We start from the raw sequence: 18082 nt of genomic DNA on the forward strand, positions 1-18082 counted from the left end.
GTTAAAGATTATTTAAATACAGAAAAAACATATGCTGAAATATCTGAAGAATATCATGTTTCTTCTAGTACATTGACTAAATGGGTCAAAAAGTATGAAGAATCTGGATATGATGAGGATGTTTTTAAAACTAGAAAAAGTAAATCTAAATCTATCATTTCTGACTTTTCTAAGGTTCCACCTATTATATATGAAAAAGCTGGTATTGAAAGGTCTAATAACTATAATGAAGATATTACCTCTATTAAAAGAAAACTCAGCATGTATGAAAAGAGTCTTTTGGAAAAAGAGTTGGAAAATCAGCTTCTTAGAGAACAAAACGAGATTCTAAAAAAAAATCTGAAATAGTTTTTTCTGAGGATTTTTCTTTTGTTGCCTGGTATTTCTTAATTAATAAGTACAAAGAGTACGGGCTTTCTATGAGCTTTTTATTGAATTTTTTTGAGATTAAAAAGAGTACTTTTTATTATAATAATAGATTGTTTTTTAGTTTGAATTTTTTTAATAGTTCTAATTCTAATAGACGAGGATTTTCTTTCACTGTTTCAGGCTCCACTTTTTCTGATTCAGATTTATATGAGTTGTTTAATAAACTTTATTCTATTGATGATCCAAATGACCCTTATTACTATGTCAGAACTTTGGGGTCTAAGAAAATCTCTGCTTTTTTGAAAAATGAGCACGATATTATCGTTAACCACAAGAAGGTTCATTCTATTAGAAAAGAACTTGGTTATGTAAGAGCTTATGTTAATCACTTTAAACATCCAAAGAAAAGACCTAACAACCATGAAGTTACCAGACCAAATCAATTTTTCGAAGCAGATATTAAGTTTATACCCGCTAACAATAAATACATTCCTTTATTAGATGTTATTGACGTTTTTGACAAGAATATTGTTGGTTCTTTTATTGGTGATTCTTGTAAGTCTAAAGATTTTATTTCTACACTTAAAAGTGCTTTTGAGTTTAGGAATCTTGATCCTTCTAATTTAACTATTAGAACGGATAACGGTCCTCAATTTGTATCTAAACTAACTAAAGATTTTATGAATGAATTTAATGTTTCTCATGAATTTGGGTACAAGAATAACCCCAATTCCCAAGCTTTTATTGAATCACATCATTCTTCTGTTGAAAGAGAATTTGTTTCTCTTAATCCAGATATTGAAGATACTGAGGATGCATATCTCAGATACAAAGCTTATTTATATTTTTATCATTATCTCAGACCTCATGGTTCTTTGAATTATATGACTCCTGCTTCTTTTCATGATTCTTTTAACCATGATTCTGTTGATTTGTTTGTCGATGATTTATTTTCTATTTCTGTTAAAAAGTGAGTTCTTTATACCTCTCGTCTAATATGTTGGGGTCAGGCCGATTACATCTGCTGCTGTTTTCAATCCCTCTCTTTTGATCAATTCTCTATAAAATTTATGTTTTTCTCTTCTTTTCCTTGTTTCTTCTTTCATTTTAAAAAACACCTCCTTTGGTTTTATTTTACTACCAAATTCGGTGTTTTTTTTATTTTACACAATTTTTCTTATACTCTCTGCTGTAAATTAGCAAGGGGGATTTTTTTACTTCTCATAATTATTGATGGTTATCTTACATAAAACTCTATTTCATTTAATGAAATTTCATATTCTTGAAAAATTTCTATAATTGCATCTTTAATTTTGTTTGAATCTAAATTAGTTTCTATAATATAACCATAAAAACTTTTTGGATATTTGTATCCGTTATCTTTTTTGCTTATGACCCTTTTTCTTCCACTTGATTGAGTTTTTTTAGCATAAGTTTCAAATTTTCTTATATCCATATCATGAAATATTTTATAAATGTCTATTAAACATTCTTTCCAATAATTAACTTCGAGTGTTTTCCCAAAAAAAGTAAATTTCATAGGATGTTTGTTTGTAAAATTATCTTTCAAAGTCAATTTTTCCCTATTATTTTCCAACATTCCTATCACCCCTTTTATTTTTTTATTTCCTTGACTTTCATTATTTCTTTTTTTGGGTATAAAACTTTCCCTTTTTTACCTTTTTTACCTTTGGTAGATTCTAAAGGTTTTATTTCTCCCTCTTTTTCCCATCTTATTAATGTAGATAAAGAAATATCTAATTCTTCTATTGCTTCTTGCCTTGTATAATATTTTTTCGAATCATAATCAATTTCTTCATCTAAAATCTCATCTTCTTTTTGTTCCAAATATTCTAAAAGTTCTATTACTTTTTTCATTTTTGTTCTTATTGATTTTTTCTCTTCTAAATTCATTAATTCAAAATTATTTATTAAACTATCAGAAAGTTTTAAAAGAGCATTTTCTGCTTTGTTTTTTCTTTTTTCCAACCATTTTTTATCGTCTAAAAGATCCTCCAATTCATTTATATTTTCAAATTTTTCACCCATTGAATTCACTCCCTAATATTTCTTATCTATTTTGATATTTTTAATACTTGTTTCTAAATCTTTTATTTTTTCTTCTATATTTTTAAAATATTTATCTAATGAAATTTTTTCTACATTTATAAAAACATCAAAATCAATTAAATCGTTATATAATTTATAAGTAAATGTGTGTGTTGTATTGATTTTCTCTTTAATCAAATCCAATTTATCTAATTTATCATATGTATATGCTTCATCTAACTTATCTGTAGCTAAACTTAGATTATTTAAATTCATATACAATAAATCTTCTAATTTTTTATACTCTATGTTATCTTCAACTATTAATTTTAACTTATCTTCTAATTTTATTTTTTCTTCTTTTAGTTGGTTAATTAAATCATTATCTTGTTTATCGCTAAGTATATTTTGAATATAATTATTAGCTTTTATGAAATTAATAGTTTTTTCAAGATTGGAAAAATAACTTATTTTAATAATGAACTGCAAATATTCTATAAATATTTCAATATAATTTTTACCAAGATGTTTTTCTGAAATTGGTGTAAAAATAAAATCTAAAGAAATATCAATTTTTATTTTTTCTTCAAATTTACTTTTTTTTATATGCTTCAACAAAGATTGAATATCGATTATCTTTTTTTGATTTATAACATTTATATTCCTAAGATTATTATAATTTTCTTCTATAATATAATAAATTTGCTTATAAATCTCTTCTTGTGCTTTTTGTAATGTTTCATATTTTTTATTAATTCCCTGTTTCTCCAATAATTCTTCTATATCTTCTTTTGAATTAAATATAATAATACGAAAAGGATTATTTAGCATAGAGTAAATAGATAGAGAGTTTTTTAAAAAGTCTAATAAATCTTTTTCATTGATTTTATTTTCAAAGTAGTAATCTATTACACTATAAAAAATATATTCAACTTTTTTATTGAAGTACTTTTCTTTTATTAAGAAATCATTATGATAATCTTCAACAAAATCCAAATAAAATATTTCATTTAAATTTGTTTTTTCTTCAAATATGTTTCTTAAATACTTAATAGCATTTTTAAATTCTTTTGACTCATAATGTAATAAAGTTTCTTTTCTTTCCAAGATATTTATTAAACTTAATGAATAACCTATTGGAAAAATAAAACCCTCAGGTAGTTTTTCTCTCAGACTATCATAAGAAGCTTCAGGAAAGAAAAATTCTTCAGATGTTATCCCCATTTCTTTAATTTCTTTTTTTAGTTCTTCTAATATATTTTTTTTATCTTGCATTATTACTCCCTCCTATTATGTCAATGGTTAGTTATTGAATAGTTATTAACATATTAAATATATCATCAACATATTAATTTTGCGTTACATTAAAAAGAATATCTATTTACTTTCAGTAGGGATAGAATACTAAAATATTGTATATAATATTATAATAAATATATCAACTGATTAATTAATTTGTTTATTAATGCTTTTTATAAGAGGACTTCAGTTATAAATATTTCTAGAATTATGATAGAATAATTAATGGGCAAAAGATAAAAAATTAATTAAAATTTTATATTTTCATGAGGTGAGATCATATGAAAAGATACACTGCGGGGTTAACAGGAGCACCTTTTTTATTCTATGAAACTAACAGATGTTTTGAATTATTAAATCAAGGATTATCCATAGATGAAATAAAACAAAAAGTTTTAGAAGAAAACATTTTTAACTACAAAAAGACTACTTCACTTAGAAGATCTTTTACAGGTATAAAAAAGAGGCTTGAAATGATAGATGATGAATTATTAGAAATTTACATCAACTCATTTACAAAAACTAAAAAACAAATAATTTTCTACTTAATTACAAAAAATAATCTCATATTATTAGATTTTTTAAACGAAATATTAGCAAATAAGATCAAAACAGGAGATTATGAAATTCTTCAAAAAGATTTCAACAAATATTTTAACTACAAATCAGAACAATATCCCGAAGTAGCAAAATGGACAGAAAAAACAAAACAAAAGTTAATTTCAGTTATGAAAAAGATACTGTTCGAAATCGAAATTGTCACAGATAAAAAATACACAAAAATACAAAAAATAAATTTAGATTTTGTTTTTGAGGAATATTTAGAAAAGCAAAATGAAAAAGAATTCTTATATTTTTTCAAAGTAGGTGATTAGATGCAAATAAATGAAAGACTTACTAAAGTAAGAGAAAAGATATCAAAACCTGAATTTACAAAAATGAAAGGGCTTGCCAACGAAATAGCTTTTTATATTTTTGATTATGATCCAAAAGATGAACCCATAGTTGAAAAATATATTCCCACATTGATAAAACATTTTGACGAAGAATATACAGATAGAAAAATTGCTGAAATTAATCTATATAAAATATTAATTGAAAATATGAAAAAAGATGGAGTACTTGAAGAGGTTTTCAACTTGGAAAAAGACTTAAATGACCAAGAACTATATGAAACACTAATAAATTACGCAAGAAAAGAAATTTTCATTGACAAAATAAGAGAAGCACTAAACAGTTATCACATAATATTTATAACAGGGATAAGTCACATTCACCCAATAATAAAGTCTCACGAATTGCTATCAAAATTACACGAAGTAGTAGGCGATAAAAAACCTGTAGTGCTTTTCTACCCGGGAGAATTCACTGGAGATGTTCTAAAATCATTTCACAAAGGAAACAATCATAGATATTACAGAGCAAGACCTTTGATACAGTAACATTAATAATATGATTAGGGGGTTATATAATGAAAATAAAAGACCTATTTAAAAGAGATATAGAAAGAAAAATACGAGGAGTAATAACAGTAAACAAAGAAGAAGAATTAGTTTATCAAGAATTAGAAGAATATGTAGTTACAAAAGATATTAGAAAAAACTTAATAAAATTTATAAATGAATTCAACAAAAGTTTTGACGAACCAATTCATGATATAGGAGTATGGATATCTGGATTTTATGGTTCAGGGAAATCACATTTTCTAAAAATCCTATCTTACCTTTTAGAAAACGAGGAAATTAAAGGTAAAAAATCTGTTGAATTTTTTAGGGACAAGATAGACGAACAAAGCTTTGCGGAACTTGAAAAAGCAGCAAATCAATCTAAAGATGTGATTATATTCAACATAGATTCTGAAAGTAACTCTGATGATAGAGAAGAAAGTCTTTTAAACGTCTTCAAAAAAATGTTTTACCAAAAACTTGGAATAGACGCGAGCAATAAAACGATATTTGAAATAGAAAAAAGGCTATTTGAAATGGGTAAGTTCGATGATTTCAAAAAGTTGTATAAAGAAAAAACTAATAATAGTTGGACAGAAAAAGGGAGACAAACATTTTTCATTTTCAAAAACAAAGTAAAAGATATTTTTGCTGAAGTACTGGGTTTGTCTGAAGAAGAAAAAAATGACCTGTCATTTGACAACCTCCAATCTGACAACTCTATAAGAAAATTTGCACAAGACATACAAGAATACATAAAATCAAAAGGAAACAACCACCACGTTGTTTTTCTTGTAGATGAAGTAGGGCAATACATATCAGAAAGCCAAAATCTAATACTAAATTTACAAACTCTCTCTGAAGAATTAGCAAATCAATGTCATGGTAAAGCATGGATAGTAGTAACTTCTCAAGAAGAAATCCAAGATTTAACAGGAAGAAGACAGGCAGATTTTTCAAGAATTCAAGCTAGATACAAAACAAGGCTGAATTTTTCTTCAATATCCGTGGATGAAGTTATAAAAAAGAGGCTTTTAGACAAAACTGATGTAGCAAAAGATGAATTAAAGTTAAGATACCACGATGAACAACAAACTCTGAGAAACGCAATATCTTTTAACAACCAAGCTTCTATGTATAATGGTTTTAAATCGGAAGATGACTTTATTGAAACATACCCTTTCATTCCTTATCAAATAAAACTTCTTCAAAATGTTTTTGAAGATATAAGAAAAAACAGTGTAGCAGGAAGATACCTTTCAGAAGGAGAAAGATCCCTTCTTTCTGCTTACCAGGAATCAGCAATCATATATGAAGAAGAAGAAACTGATACTCTAATACCCTTCCATTCTTTTTATGAAACAATTAAAAACTTCTTAAAAAGTCAGATAATAAGAGTATTTGAAAATGCTGAAGACCTTGTTGATTCTGCAGCTATAAAAGAAGAAGATATAAAAGTACTGAAAACGTTGTTTTTAATAAGATATGTAGAAAACTTCGAAAAAAACATAGAAAACATAACAACTTTAATGTTAGAAAAAATAGAACAAGATAAATTAGAACTTAAAAAACAAATAACAGAATCTTTAAAAAGATTAAAAACACAAGCTTTAATTTCTCAAAACGGAGAACAATATTTCTTCTTAACAAACGAAGAACAAGAAATAAATCAAAGAATAGAAAGAATCGAAATAGATGATATAGAAATTAGAAAAGAAATAAAGGAACTTATATTCGACGAAATAAACAGTAGTAACTACAAAATGAGATATAACAAAAATGACAGAAACCATTCTTTTTCATTTGATGTAGCAATAGACGAACAAGAATTTGGAAATAGAAATGAAATATCTGTTGAAGTGATAACCCCTTTAGGAGAAAAGGCTGATTTTACAAAGAACAGACTTATGTCTTATTCATCACTTCAAACAAAAAAACTTATAATAAAACTGAACAACCTTGAAAATACACTAAATGAAATAACAGAATATTTGAAAATAAATAAATATTCAAACAGTATAAATAGAAACAATATAACAGAAACACAAAGAAGAATAGTACAAGACAAATTATCTGAAATAACAGAAAGAAAAAACAGAGCCATTTCAGAAATAGAAGATATATTGGTTAATTCAGAATTTTATAGTTTTGGACGTGAAATTAAAAGTTCTGGAAAAGAAAAAGAAAAGCTGAACAACAGTTTCGAAGAATTTATTCAAAATGTTTATTCCAAACTCGTTTTAGTAGAATCAATAGACAAAAAAGAGCTAATAAAAATAATAAAAAATAATAAATACAGAACATTCAGCGAAGAATACAGAAATAAAAAAGCCACAGAAGAAATGAAAAACTATTTAGAAAACACCTCCTACAATAGCCAAAAAACATTAAAAGATCTATATACAAAGTTTGAAAATCCTCCATATGGCTGGACAGAAATAGAAACACTTAGCCTTATTTTAATATTATATAAGAAAGAATTAATTCAACTAAAAGAAAGTTCTGAAATAATAAGTGTTGAAAATAACCAGGATATAGACCGATTGTTGGGAAAAGACAGCGAAAGAATAATTGTACAAAAAAGAGAAAGATTAAATGACAAAATTTTGGGAATAGTTACAAAAAAAATGTCTGAACTCTTCTCAGAAATGTACACAAGTAATTCAACAAATGAAATATACAAAAAGTTAAACCAAAAATTAGAAGAATATGCAGGGGTCATCGATAATTATGTCTATGAATCGGAATCAAAAGATCTTCCAGGGAAAAAAGAATTAAAAATTGGCCAAGACATGCTCTCTGACTTGCAGAGAATAAACCAAGAAAACGAACTACTAAAAGCTTTTGCAGAAAGAGCAGAAGACATTTTACAATGGAAAGAAGATTATAGAGAAACTCTCGATTTCTACAGAGACGGAAAATATCAAAAAGAAATATTGCTTAAAGCCAAAGAATTTGCAAAATCTTTTCCTTCTATAATCGTTGAAGACGATTTCATAGTGAACGAAAATCATACATCTGAATTATACGAAAAGTTAAAAGAAATAATAAATTCCGAAAGACCTTACAGAGAAATAGTCAATATCCCTGATTTATTAGACAAACTAAAAAAAGCAAAAGAAGAATACATCAATGAACAAAAAGAGACCATATTCAAAAAAGCAGAAAAAACATTTGATGAATTAGAAAACTATGCAAATCAAGATTACGTTGACAGTGAAACCAAAGAAAACATAAAAAACACAAAACAAAATATCTTAAACAAAATAAACGAATCAAATGATTTAACAAGATTGTCCACTATTAACTTTTCAATTGATACATATAAATACAGGTTCAACAAAAATATTGAAGAAGATATTGTAAAAAACAAACCAAAAATAATAGAAAGTAAACCTCCTGTTGTTGAAACCCCTAATGAACCAATAGCAAAAGAAAAAATTGTAAAAAAAATTAGAAAAGCAAACCTAATAAAAACAAAATCAATAAAAAATGAAGATGATTTAGAAAAATTGTTATATGAGATTCGAAAAGAAATTGAAGATGACTTGAAAAATAACTCAGAAATTGAAATAATCGATTGATAGGGGGATATAAATGAACACAAATAAAATAAAGAGATTCGCAACAACATCAAGAGAAGAACTAATAAAAGCAGTTGAACTTGAAGCAACTAAACTCGGAATAACAAAAGAAAACTACAAAAACTTGAATGAAGATACAGAAATAATAGACGGAAAAGTAATAAACCAAAACACAAAACTCCAAAGAAAAGAACTTCTTCAAAAAATGAAAAAAGATGGTTTTGAAAACACAATTGAAGAAATAGCATACACATGGTTCAACAGAATAATAGCCATAAAATATATGGAACATAATAAACTTTTCCCAAAGTTCATCCCAAGTTATGTTTCAATATTAGAATCAAAAACAACAGAACCACAAATTACTCAAAATCCATCTGAAATAAAATATATATTAGATTTAGATAATCAAAAAACTGCTGAACTATACGAACAAAACAAACCAAAACTTTTCAAATACATAATGGTCCATCTCTGTAATAGATTAAACAAAAACATGCCTTTCATGTTCGAGGAAATAGCAGATTACACAGAACTTCTTTTCCCATCTCATTATCTTTTCAAAGAATTCCACCAAAAAATGGAAAAAGAAATAGAAAAAGAAGATTGGGAACAAATTGAGCTATTGGGTTGGTTATATCAATTTTATATAGCTGATAAAAAAGATATTCTTATGAATAGTAAAAAAGCTTACAAAAAAAATGAAGTTCCAGCAGTAACCCAACTATTCACACCAAAATGGATAGTAAAATATATGGTAGAAAACTCACTGGGTAAAATATGGGTAGAATCATACCCAGAAACTCATTTAAAAGAAAAAATGGAATACTATATAGAAGAAGAAAAGCAAGAAAAAGAAGTAGAAAAACAACTCGAAAAAATAAGGTACAAAAACGTTAATCCAGAAAACATAACTTTTCTGGATCCTGCTTGTGGTTCTGGACATATTCTTGTATATGCTTTTGATATATTCTATTCCATGTACGAAGAAAAAGGATACATTAAATCAGAAATTCCAGAAAAAATACTAAAAAATAATCTGTTTGGATTAGACATAGACAAAAGGGCAGCACAACTTGCAAACTTTGCAGTTATTATGAAAGCTAGACAAAAAAACAGAAATATACTGGAAGAAAATATAACACCACACATACAAGAAATAAAAGAAACAAATACTATTCAAGAATCTATAGAATTACTAACTAAAGATATGAACAATGAAGAAAAACAAAAAACAGAATACATAATAAACAAATTCATAGATGCAAAAGAATATGGTTCTATTCTTGAAGTAGAAGACAATGATTATGATTTTATCATTGATAAACTTAATAACCTAGAATCACAAAAAGTGTTTGAACAAAATGATATTAAAAAACTAAAAGAACTATTACCAGACATAATCAAGCAAGCTAACATTCTAAAAAACAAATATGATGTTGTTTCTACTAACCCTCCTTATTTGGGGTCTAAGGGTATGAATAAAAAATTAAAAGATTATTTGAAAAAATATTTTAAAGATTCAAAAACTGATATGTTTGCTGTATTCATAGAAAGAAACTTAGATTTTTTAAAGCCAAATGGATTTAATGCTATGATAACTATGCAATCTTGGATGTTTTTGTCCAGCTTTGAAAAATTAAGAGGATATCTATTGAACAATTTTACTATAATAAATATGAATCATTTAGGGCCAAGAGCTTTTAAAGAGATTAGTGGTGAGGTTGTACAAGCAGTTTCTTTTTCTCAAAGAAATATTAAAACATTAGATTATATTGCAAATTATTCTAGATTGGTTGATTATAAAAATGCTGAACTAAAAGAAATTGAATTTAAAAAAGAAGAAAATTGGTACACAGCAAAACAAAATGATTTCAAAAAAATCCCAGGCTCACCAATCGCCTATTGGGTTAGCGATAAAATTTATGATATTTTTGAAAATTCAAAAAAACTCTCTGAATTTGGTGATGCTAGACAAGGTCTTGCTACTTCAGATAATAAAAGGTTTTTAAGATTATGGCACGAAGTGAGCAAAAACAATGTTGGTTTTGGATATGAAAATAGAGAACAAGCTAAAGAATCAGGCCTAAAATGGTTCCCATATAATAAAGGAGGAGATTTTAGAAAATGGTATGGTAACAATGATTATATTGTTAATTGGGAAAATGATGGTTATGAAATAAGAAACTTTTTCGATGATAGAGGTAAACTAAGATCAAGACCACAAAATACAAATTATTATTTTAGAGAAGGTTTAACTTGGTCAAAAATTTCCAGTTCAAAAATTTCATTTAGACAGAAATTCAATGGAAATATTTTTGATGTTGCTGGAACTACTTTTTTCCCAGATGAAAACATACTCTATTTAAATGGAGTATTAAACTCAAAATTATCTCTAAATTTTTTATATTTTATGTCTCCAACACTGAATTATGAAGTTGGTCAAATAAAAAATATCCCAATAATCTTCCCAAAAAACGAAGAAACAAAAGAAAAAATAGACGAAATAGTAAAAGAAAACATAGAAATATCAAAAAAAGATTGGGATAGTTTTGAAACAAGCTGGGATTTTAAAACACATCCAATTTTAGAACACAATACAGACGGAAATATAGAAAATGCTTTTGAGAACTGGAAAGATTTTGCAGAAAAACAGTTCAACAAACTCTGGCAAAATGAAGAAAAACTAAACAAAATATTCTTGAAAATATACGATTTAGAAGATAAAATGACACCAGACGTAGAAGAAAAAGACGTTACTATAAACAAAGCAGATAAAGAAAGAGATATAAAATCTTTTATATCTTATGCTGTTGGTTGTATTGCAGGAAGATATTCTCCAGATAAAAAAGGACTTATTTATGCTGGAGGAGAATTCAACATGGAAGAATACCCAAAATACAAACCAGATGAAGACGGAATAATACCTGTTCTAAAACACAACCTTTTTAGCGACGACATAGTAGAAAAATTCATAGAATTTGTTAAATACACTTTTGGTGAAGAACACTTAAAAGAAAACCTGGATTTCATTGCAGATACACTAAAGAAAAATAACAAAGACTCAAAACAAACAATAAGAGAATATTTTATAAAAGATTTTTACAAGGATCATGTAAAAACATATAAAAAGAGACCAATATACTGGATGTTTGATTCTGGAAATAACAATTCTTTTAAAGCTCTGATATATCTACACAGATATAACAAAGACACTATATCTAAACTAAGAACTGACTATATCCACGAATACCAACAAAAACTCGAAACAGAAATATCTTTTATACAATCAAGACTTGAAAACAGTGATAACATGACTGCAAGAGATAAAAAAGAATTAGAAAACAAATTAAAAGATTTGAAGAAAGATTTGAAAGAAACAAGAGATTACGAAGAAAAAGTTCATCATTTTGCTGATCAGAGAATAGAGATTGACTTGGATGATGGGGTTAAAAACAATTATTCTATTTTTCAAGATATTTTAGTTAATGTCAAATTATAAGGGGTATTATTATGGCAGATAATCGAGAAAGCATTATTAAAAATATAAAAGATTATTTCAAACCTGGTCCAGTAAGAACTATTGTCCTCTGGATAGATGAAGAAAAAGACTTTGAAGACATATTCGATGAAATTGAAATAGATAATGTTGAAAAAATCTACCTGAACAAAAACAACAGGTTGGGATCAAAATTCCAAATATTTTATCAAAATAAAGATAAGGATTATATTGTCTATACAGATTTTGATGTTGAAGATGATGATTTTGTTGCTGATATCAAAATTCACTCGAAAATTTTTAGAGCAGACAAAATTTCTTTAATATTAAAAAATTTGAAAATAGATTTTGGTTCTGGGGATATTTATTCTTTTATTAGAAAAAATAGACAGTTTTTTGGAAACAAAAGAATAGAAAAATTAAAAACATATAACTTGAATTATGAAATTATTGATAATCTTTATCTTGGTATGATGTATGCTCTGTTAGATATGAATTATCCAGATAAAGAAGAGATGATAATACGATTACTTTCTTCTGGCTTGGAAAAAAATGATTACTATGAAAAAATAGCTAATTATATAGAAGAAGAAATATTTTGGAATATGTTAAGAAAAATGTACGGATATTCTGGAGAACATACATTAAAAAAATTCGCTGCCTATCTTTTTGTAAATGGTATTGCAAATGATTTTGACAATAAAATACTTTCTAGATTCAGAAATTATATAAACGAAAATTATATTCCACAAATATTTGTATTTTTGGATCACTGGAAACATAGAAACCCTTCTTCTTTTGAAGAAGTCTCCCAAAAGATAGATTCTTTTTTAGAAATTGAATCAGTTTTACAAGATTCTGACTTAGATTCAATAAAAAACATTTTTCTTTTTGAATGTGCAGAAAAACAAATTATCAAAAAAATATATAACTTTTTAAAATCTGAAGTTCACAAGTTTGATGATTTCAAAGAAATTATAAATAAAAGGCAATCTTCTTTTTGGAACGATAAATATGGAAAATATTATAAGATGTTACACTATTATATAGAAATTCTATCTTTTAAAGAAGTTTATAGTTCTTCTTCTTTTCTAAGTGATTTTGAAGAAGGAATAAAGAGATATACTGAAGAGCTATACAAAATGGATTACTATTATAGAAAATTTTTTTACGAATTCGGAAAATATTCTCAACCAGAATTTATAAAAAATATTGCAAACGAAATTGAAAATATATACGTTAATTGGTTTATACCAAATTTAGATGAAGCATGGGTAAGGACTTTAAAATTAAAAAGAGATTGGGAATTTTATGGTATTAAAGCACAGAGAAATTTCTATAGTCAAAATTCTGGAGAGTTTGACAAAGTCAAATCTGTGGTTATAATATCTGATGCTTTGAGGTTCGAAGTTGCAAAAGAGTTAGAAGAAAAATTAAACGAAAATTTTCGTAGTGAAACAAAATTAAACACAAGAGTTTCAAGTATTCCTTCTATAACAAGTATTGGTATGGCGAGTTTACTCCCTAACAATGAAAATATAAATATTAAAGATGATGGATCTGTCTTAATAGGAGATAAACCAACTTCTAATATTGATAATAGAAAAGAGATTTTAAAAAGTGATAGAGAAAAATCAACAGCTATAAAGTTCAATAATTTTATGGATATGAACCTTGAAGAACAAAAAGAATTTAAAAAACAAAATGATTTAATTTATATATACCATAACAGTATTGACGCAACAGGGGATAACGCTGCTTCTGAAGAAAGAGTTTTTAACGCTTGTAAAGAAGCTATAGATGAAATTTACAATCTTTCAAGGGCTTTGAAAAATATAGGTTTTACAAATATAATAATAACTTCTGACCATGGGTTTTTATACCAAAAATCGAAAATGGAATCATATGAAAAATTACCAAGAGAAAAAATAGATTATATAAGCTATAAGAGACGTTATTTTATAACAAATAAAGAAATTAAAAACCACAATTACTTGAGTTTTAAACTTGATTATCTTGCTAATCAAGATTTATTTGCTTATTTCCCAAAGGGGAATATAAGATTCAACACGCAAGGTGCTGGTTCTAACTTTGTTCATGGTGGACTAAGTTTACAAGAGATAGTTATCCCAGAATTAATCTTTAAACCAGTTAAAAGCACAAGAAAGGATTCAGATAAATATGAATCAAAAAATGTTGAATTAGAATTAGTAAATGATTTAAAGAAAATTACAAATACTTTTTTTAGTTTGAATTTTTATCAGAAAGAGCCTGTTGGAGGGAAAAATAATCCTTCTGATTTTGAGATATATCTTGTTGATTCAAAAGAAAAGATCGTGTCTAATTTGGTAAAAATTGTTGCCAATAGCACAGATAAAGATAATAAAAATAGAACTTATTCTGAAAGATTCAATTTAAAGAACGAAAACTTCGATAAATCTAAAGATTATTATCTTGTTATAAAAAATACCACAACAGATACAGAAAAAAGGTATAATTTTACTATAGATATTTTAATTTCTGATGATTTTGGCTTTTAATCAGGGGGATAGTTATGGAAAATTTTAATTTAGATGAAAAATTAAAACAAGATTTTGCTGGAAGAATAGTGAGAAAAGATTTGACTAATTCTATAAAAGAAGGGCTAAATGTACCTATTTATGTTCTTGAATATCTGCTTGGTTCATATTGTTCAACTGATGATGAACAAGAAATAGAAGAAGGGGTAAAAAGAGTTAAATCTATTTTGTATGATAATTTTGTACGACCAGATGAAGCAGAAAGGATAAAGTCAAAGATAAAAGAGAATGGAATTTACAAAATTATAGACAAGATAACTGCTAAATTAAATTTTAAAAAAGATAGATACGAAGCAGAATTCTCAAACCTTGGCATTAAAGGTGTAACCATTGGTGCTGAATATGTCACTAAGTTTGAAAAACTACTTGGTGGTGGAATTTGGTGTATTGTAGACATGGAATATTTTTACGAAGAAGCAGGAGATGAAAGCCCTTTTATTATATCTTCTTTAAAGCCTATTCAACTTCCTAATGTTGATATTAACGAGATAAAAGAAAACAGAAAAAATTTTACCAAAGATGAATGGATCGATGTATTAATAAGATCAACAGGAATGGAACCAAGTAATATAGAAGAAAATGTTAGATGGCATTTGCTTGAAAGACTGGTTCCATTGGTAGAGAATAATTATAACCTCTGTGAACTTGGACCAAGAAGTACTGGTAAATCGCATGTTTATAAGGAAATTTCTCCTAACAGCATTTTGGTTTCAGGAGGACAAACAACAGTTGCAAATTTATTTTTTAATATGTCTACTAAAAAAATTGGTTTGGTAGGACTTTGGGATACAGTAGCCTTTGATGAAGTAGCGGGAATAAAATTTAAAGACAAAGACGGTATTCAAATTATGAAAGATTATATGAACTCTGGTTCTTTTGTAAGGGGTAGTGATGAAAAACAAGGTACTGCTTCTATGGTCTTTGTGGGTAATGTTAATCAAAGTATTGATTCACTGGTAAAAACATCTCATTTATTTGCTCCTTTTCCACCAGAAATGTCTACTGATTCAGCTTTTTTTGATAGAATGCATTATTATCTTCCTGGATGGGAAATGCCTAAATTAAGCCCAAAACTCATCACAGATAATTATGGTTTTATTGTTGACTATTTGGCTGAATTTTTCAGAGAAATGAGAAAAATATCTTATTCAGATGCTTTTGAAAAATATTATAAATTAGGTAGTGATTTAAACCAAAGGGACGTCACTGCTGTTAGAAAAACTATTTCTGGATTAACAAAATTGATTTATCCAGATGGTAATTTTGAAAAAGAAGATATTGAAGAAATTTTAAAATATGCTCTTGTAGGAAGAAGAAGGGTAAAAGAACAGTTGAAAAAAATAGGAGGAATGGAGTTTTATGACGTTCATTTTTCTTATTTGGATAGAGAAACTAATCAAGAAGAATTTGTCTCTGTACCAGAAATGGGTGGAGGAAAACTTATTCCAAATGGAAAGCTTAAACCAGGAGATGTTTATGTAGTTGGCTCTAATAATAGTGGCATGAAGGGTGTTTATAAGCTCGAGAACAGTGTTTCAACAGGAAATGGTAAGTTTACCAAGACCAGTGTTGGAAATAACAGTGGAGCCAAAGAAAGCATAGATATAGCCTTTAGATATTTTGGATCTAACCACAATAGCTTTAGTAGTTCTATTAGCGTAAAAAATAATAATTTTTTAATGCAAATTTCTGATTTACAAGGATACGGTTTATCTGGAGAACTGGCAATTGGAGAATTAGTTGGTCTTGTCTCAGCTGCTTTGGGTAAATCTGTCTTAGAAAGTTTAGCAATTATGGGAAATATGACTGTAAGTGGAACAATTCCAAAAATAGAGAATTTTGCTGATGCTGTTTCTGTTGCGGTAGATGCAGGAGCAAGAAAAATACTTATACCTGCCTCTTCTGTTGCAGATTATCAGACAATACCACAAGATTTAATAGTTAAATTTACTCCTATATTCTATTCAGATCCAATAGATGCTGCTTTCAAAGCAATGGGAGTTGAATAAAAAATATTACGGATGATCATTTAAGATCATCCGTTTTTGTTTGTCAGTTTGTTCCACTTGATACTAAATCTTCTGGGTAACTATGCATTTCGCTATTCTCTTTATATATATAATATAAATACCAAGCTCCTTCTATTTTTGCAATGGTCATAGTTTCTAAATCATCTTCCATATTTTCATCTTCATATTTTTTTAATGCTTCAACATCTGCTAATTTTTCTACTTTTCCTGGAGCTGAAGTTGGTGCTTCTTTTACAGTCACATTGTTTACTTCAAATGAAACTTTTTGATCTTCCATCATACTTCTTGCAAAAGTCATTAATGCAGCTATTTGATCTGTTTCTGTAGCAGTTAATCCTTCCATATAAAAATAATCTTCAACTATTTTTGAAGCTGAAACTTCATCACCACTTAAGTCATTATAAAAACCTAAAACTGCATTTTTTGCTAAATCTTCGTCTGAAGCAAAAATTCCTCCAGTACATCCAACAAACAAAAAACTAACCGCCAAAACTAAACTTAAAAATAACACTTTTTTCACAAAAATCTCTCCAAAAAATTAATTAATCAATTTTGTTGAAAATTGAACTTATTTGTATATCACTTGATAGGTTAATTAAAAAAAAGAGTTCTCCTAAAGGAGAACTCTTAAATAATTGTTTTATTTTTAATTTTATTATTTCGCATGATTAATCACCTATCATTTTATTTTTCTTAATATTATTATATCATATTTTTAGTTTTTATTTTTATATGTTATATGTTTTAGATGATTAATTATCTTTTGTTCATTCTAAATCTGGATCCATTGTTTTTATGTGGTTATATATTTCTTGTTCTTCGTATAATGTTATGTTTATTGCTTTGTACATTGGTTTTATTCTGGATAATTTCAGATATGATAACACATCCTTATAATCCAAGTAATATTTTTTTGAGAAAACTTTTGCCGTTATTAGTTCTAAACTATCTTTCATAATCATATTTCCCCCTTTGGGTGTTTAATATATTTATAGTTATCCCTTACTGAAGCTTTTCAAACCCAAAGACATCGATGTCGATATATTATCTTATATTTATTCTTTTTTATGAAATTTGCTGACGTGTGTTAACACGTGTTTTCAAGATTATATAAATAAATGTTTCACTTTTTTGTTATTTTTTATAGTTTTTTAATCCTTTATAAGAACCTTCTAATGCTGCATATAGCTCAATTTTGATATTCATTTTTGCATAGCAATTTCACTTT

13 protein-coding genes are annotated in these 18082 nt (G+C 26.9%); 8 read left to right on the top strand and 5 right to left on the bottom strand.

What is annotated here, in order from left to right:
- Together BLS00_RS06385 and BLS00_RS06390 are read left to right on the top strand one after the other, a co-directional pair.
- A partial coding sequence (locus BLS00_RS06385; protein ID WP_091403807.1) for a helix-turn-helix domain-containing protein occupies positions 1-348 on the top strand: 348 nt, incomplete at its 5' end.
- 143 nt (positions 349-491) lie between these two features.
- Positions 492-1343 carry a DDE-type integrase/transposase/recombinase gene (locus BLS00_RS06390; protein WP_176759859.1) on the top strand — a complete coding sequence of 284 codons (852 nt, stop codon included), beginning with the start codon at positions 492-494 and terminating at the stop codon, positions 1341-1343.
- Between the two features lie 263 nt (positions 1344-1606).
- Here BLS00_RS06390 and BLS00_RS06395 read toward each other — a convergent pair whose 3' ends face one another.
- From BLS00_RS06395 to BLS00_RS06405, 3 genes are read right to left on the bottom strand one after another with little or no spacing between them, the layout of a single operon-like run.
- The gene (locus BLS00_RS06395) at positions 1607-1969 is read right to left on the bottom strand and encodes a hypothetical protein (RefSeq protein ID WP_091403815.1); all 363 of its coding nucleotides are present in this window, start codon (positions 1967-1969) and stop codon (positions 1607-1609) included.
- Positions 1970-1983: 14 nt separating this feature from the next.
- Positions 1984-2418, bottom strand: coding sequence for a helix-turn-helix domain-containing protein (locus BLS00_RS06400; protein WP_091403818.1), 435 nt, complete (start codon positions 2416-2418; stop codon positions 1984-1986).
- Positions 2419-2430: 12 nt separating this feature from the next.
- On the bottom strand, positions 2431-3693 hold the full coding sequence (locus BLS00_RS06405) for a hypothetical protein (protein WP_091403820.1): 1263 nt from the start codon (positions 3691-3693) through the stop codon (positions 2431-2433).
- Positions 3694-3998: 305 nt separating this feature from the next.
- On the opposite strand from BLS00_RS06405, the gene BLS00_RS06410 reads away from it, so the two are divergent.
- From BLS00_RS06410 to brxL, 6 genes are read left to right on the top strand one after another with little or no spacing between them, the layout of a single operon-like run.
- Complete coding sequence (locus tag BLS00_RS06410) at positions 3999-4592, top strand: DUF1819 family protein (protein WP_091403821.1); 594 nt, start codon at positions 3999-4001, stop codon at positions 4590-4592.
- On the top strand, positions 4593-5159 hold the full coding sequence (locus tag BLS00_RS06415; protein WP_091403824.1) for a BREX protein BrxB domain-containing protein: 567 nt from the start codon (positions 4593-4595) through the stop codon (positions 5157-5159).
- 29 nt (positions 5160-5188) lie between these two features.
- Complete coding sequence (gene brxC / locus BLS00_RS06420) at positions 5189-8746, top strand: BREX system P-loop protein BrxC (RefSeq protein ID WP_091403827.1); 3558 nt, start codon at positions 5189-5191, stop codon at positions 8744-8746.
- Positions 8747-8759: 13 nt separating this feature from the next.
- Positions 8760-12248 carry a BREX-1 system adenine-specific DNA-methyltransferase PglX gene (gene pglX / locus BLS00_RS06425; protein ID WP_091403829.1) on the top strand — a complete coding sequence of 1163 codons (3489 nt, stop codon included), beginning with the start codon at positions 8760-8762 and terminating at the stop codon, positions 12246-12248.
- A gap of 11 nt (positions 12249-12259) precedes the next feature.
- The gene (pglZ, locus tag BLS00_RS06430; protein ID WP_091403831.1) at positions 12260-14785 is read left to right on the top strand and encodes a BREX-1 system phosphatase PglZ type A; all 2526 of its coding nucleotides are present in this window, start codon (positions 12260-12262) and stop codon (positions 14783-14785) included.
- 14 nt (positions 14786-14799) lie between these two features.
- Complete coding sequence (brxL, locus tag BLS00_RS06435) at positions 14800-16833, top strand: protease Lon-related BREX system protein BrxL (RefSeq protein WP_091403833.1); 2034 nt, start codon at positions 14800-14802, stop codon at positions 16831-16833.
- Positions 16834-16876: 43 nt separating this feature from the next.
- Here brxL and BLS00_RS06440 read toward each other — a convergent pair whose 3' ends face one another.
- Together BLS00_RS06440 and BLS00_RS06445 are read right to left on the bottom strand one after the other, a co-directional pair.
- Positions 16877-17374, bottom strand: a complete 498-nt coding sequence (locus tag BLS00_RS06440) for a hypothetical protein (protein ID WP_091403836.1) — start codon at positions 17372-17374, stop codon at positions 16877-16879.
- Between the two features lie 247 nt (positions 17375-17621).
- A complete protein-coding gene (locus BLS00_RS06445) occupies positions 17622-17810 on the bottom strand; it encodes a hypothetical protein (protein ID WP_091403841.1) in 189 nt (62 codons plus the stop codon).
- Positions 17811-18082: the final 272 nt, after the last annotated feature.

Source organism: Geotoga petraea (genome assembly GCF_900102615.1).
In the GTDB taxonomy this organism is placed as follows: domain Bacteria; phylum Thermotogota; class Thermotogae; order Petrotogales; family Petrotogaceae; genus Geotoga; species Geotoga petraea.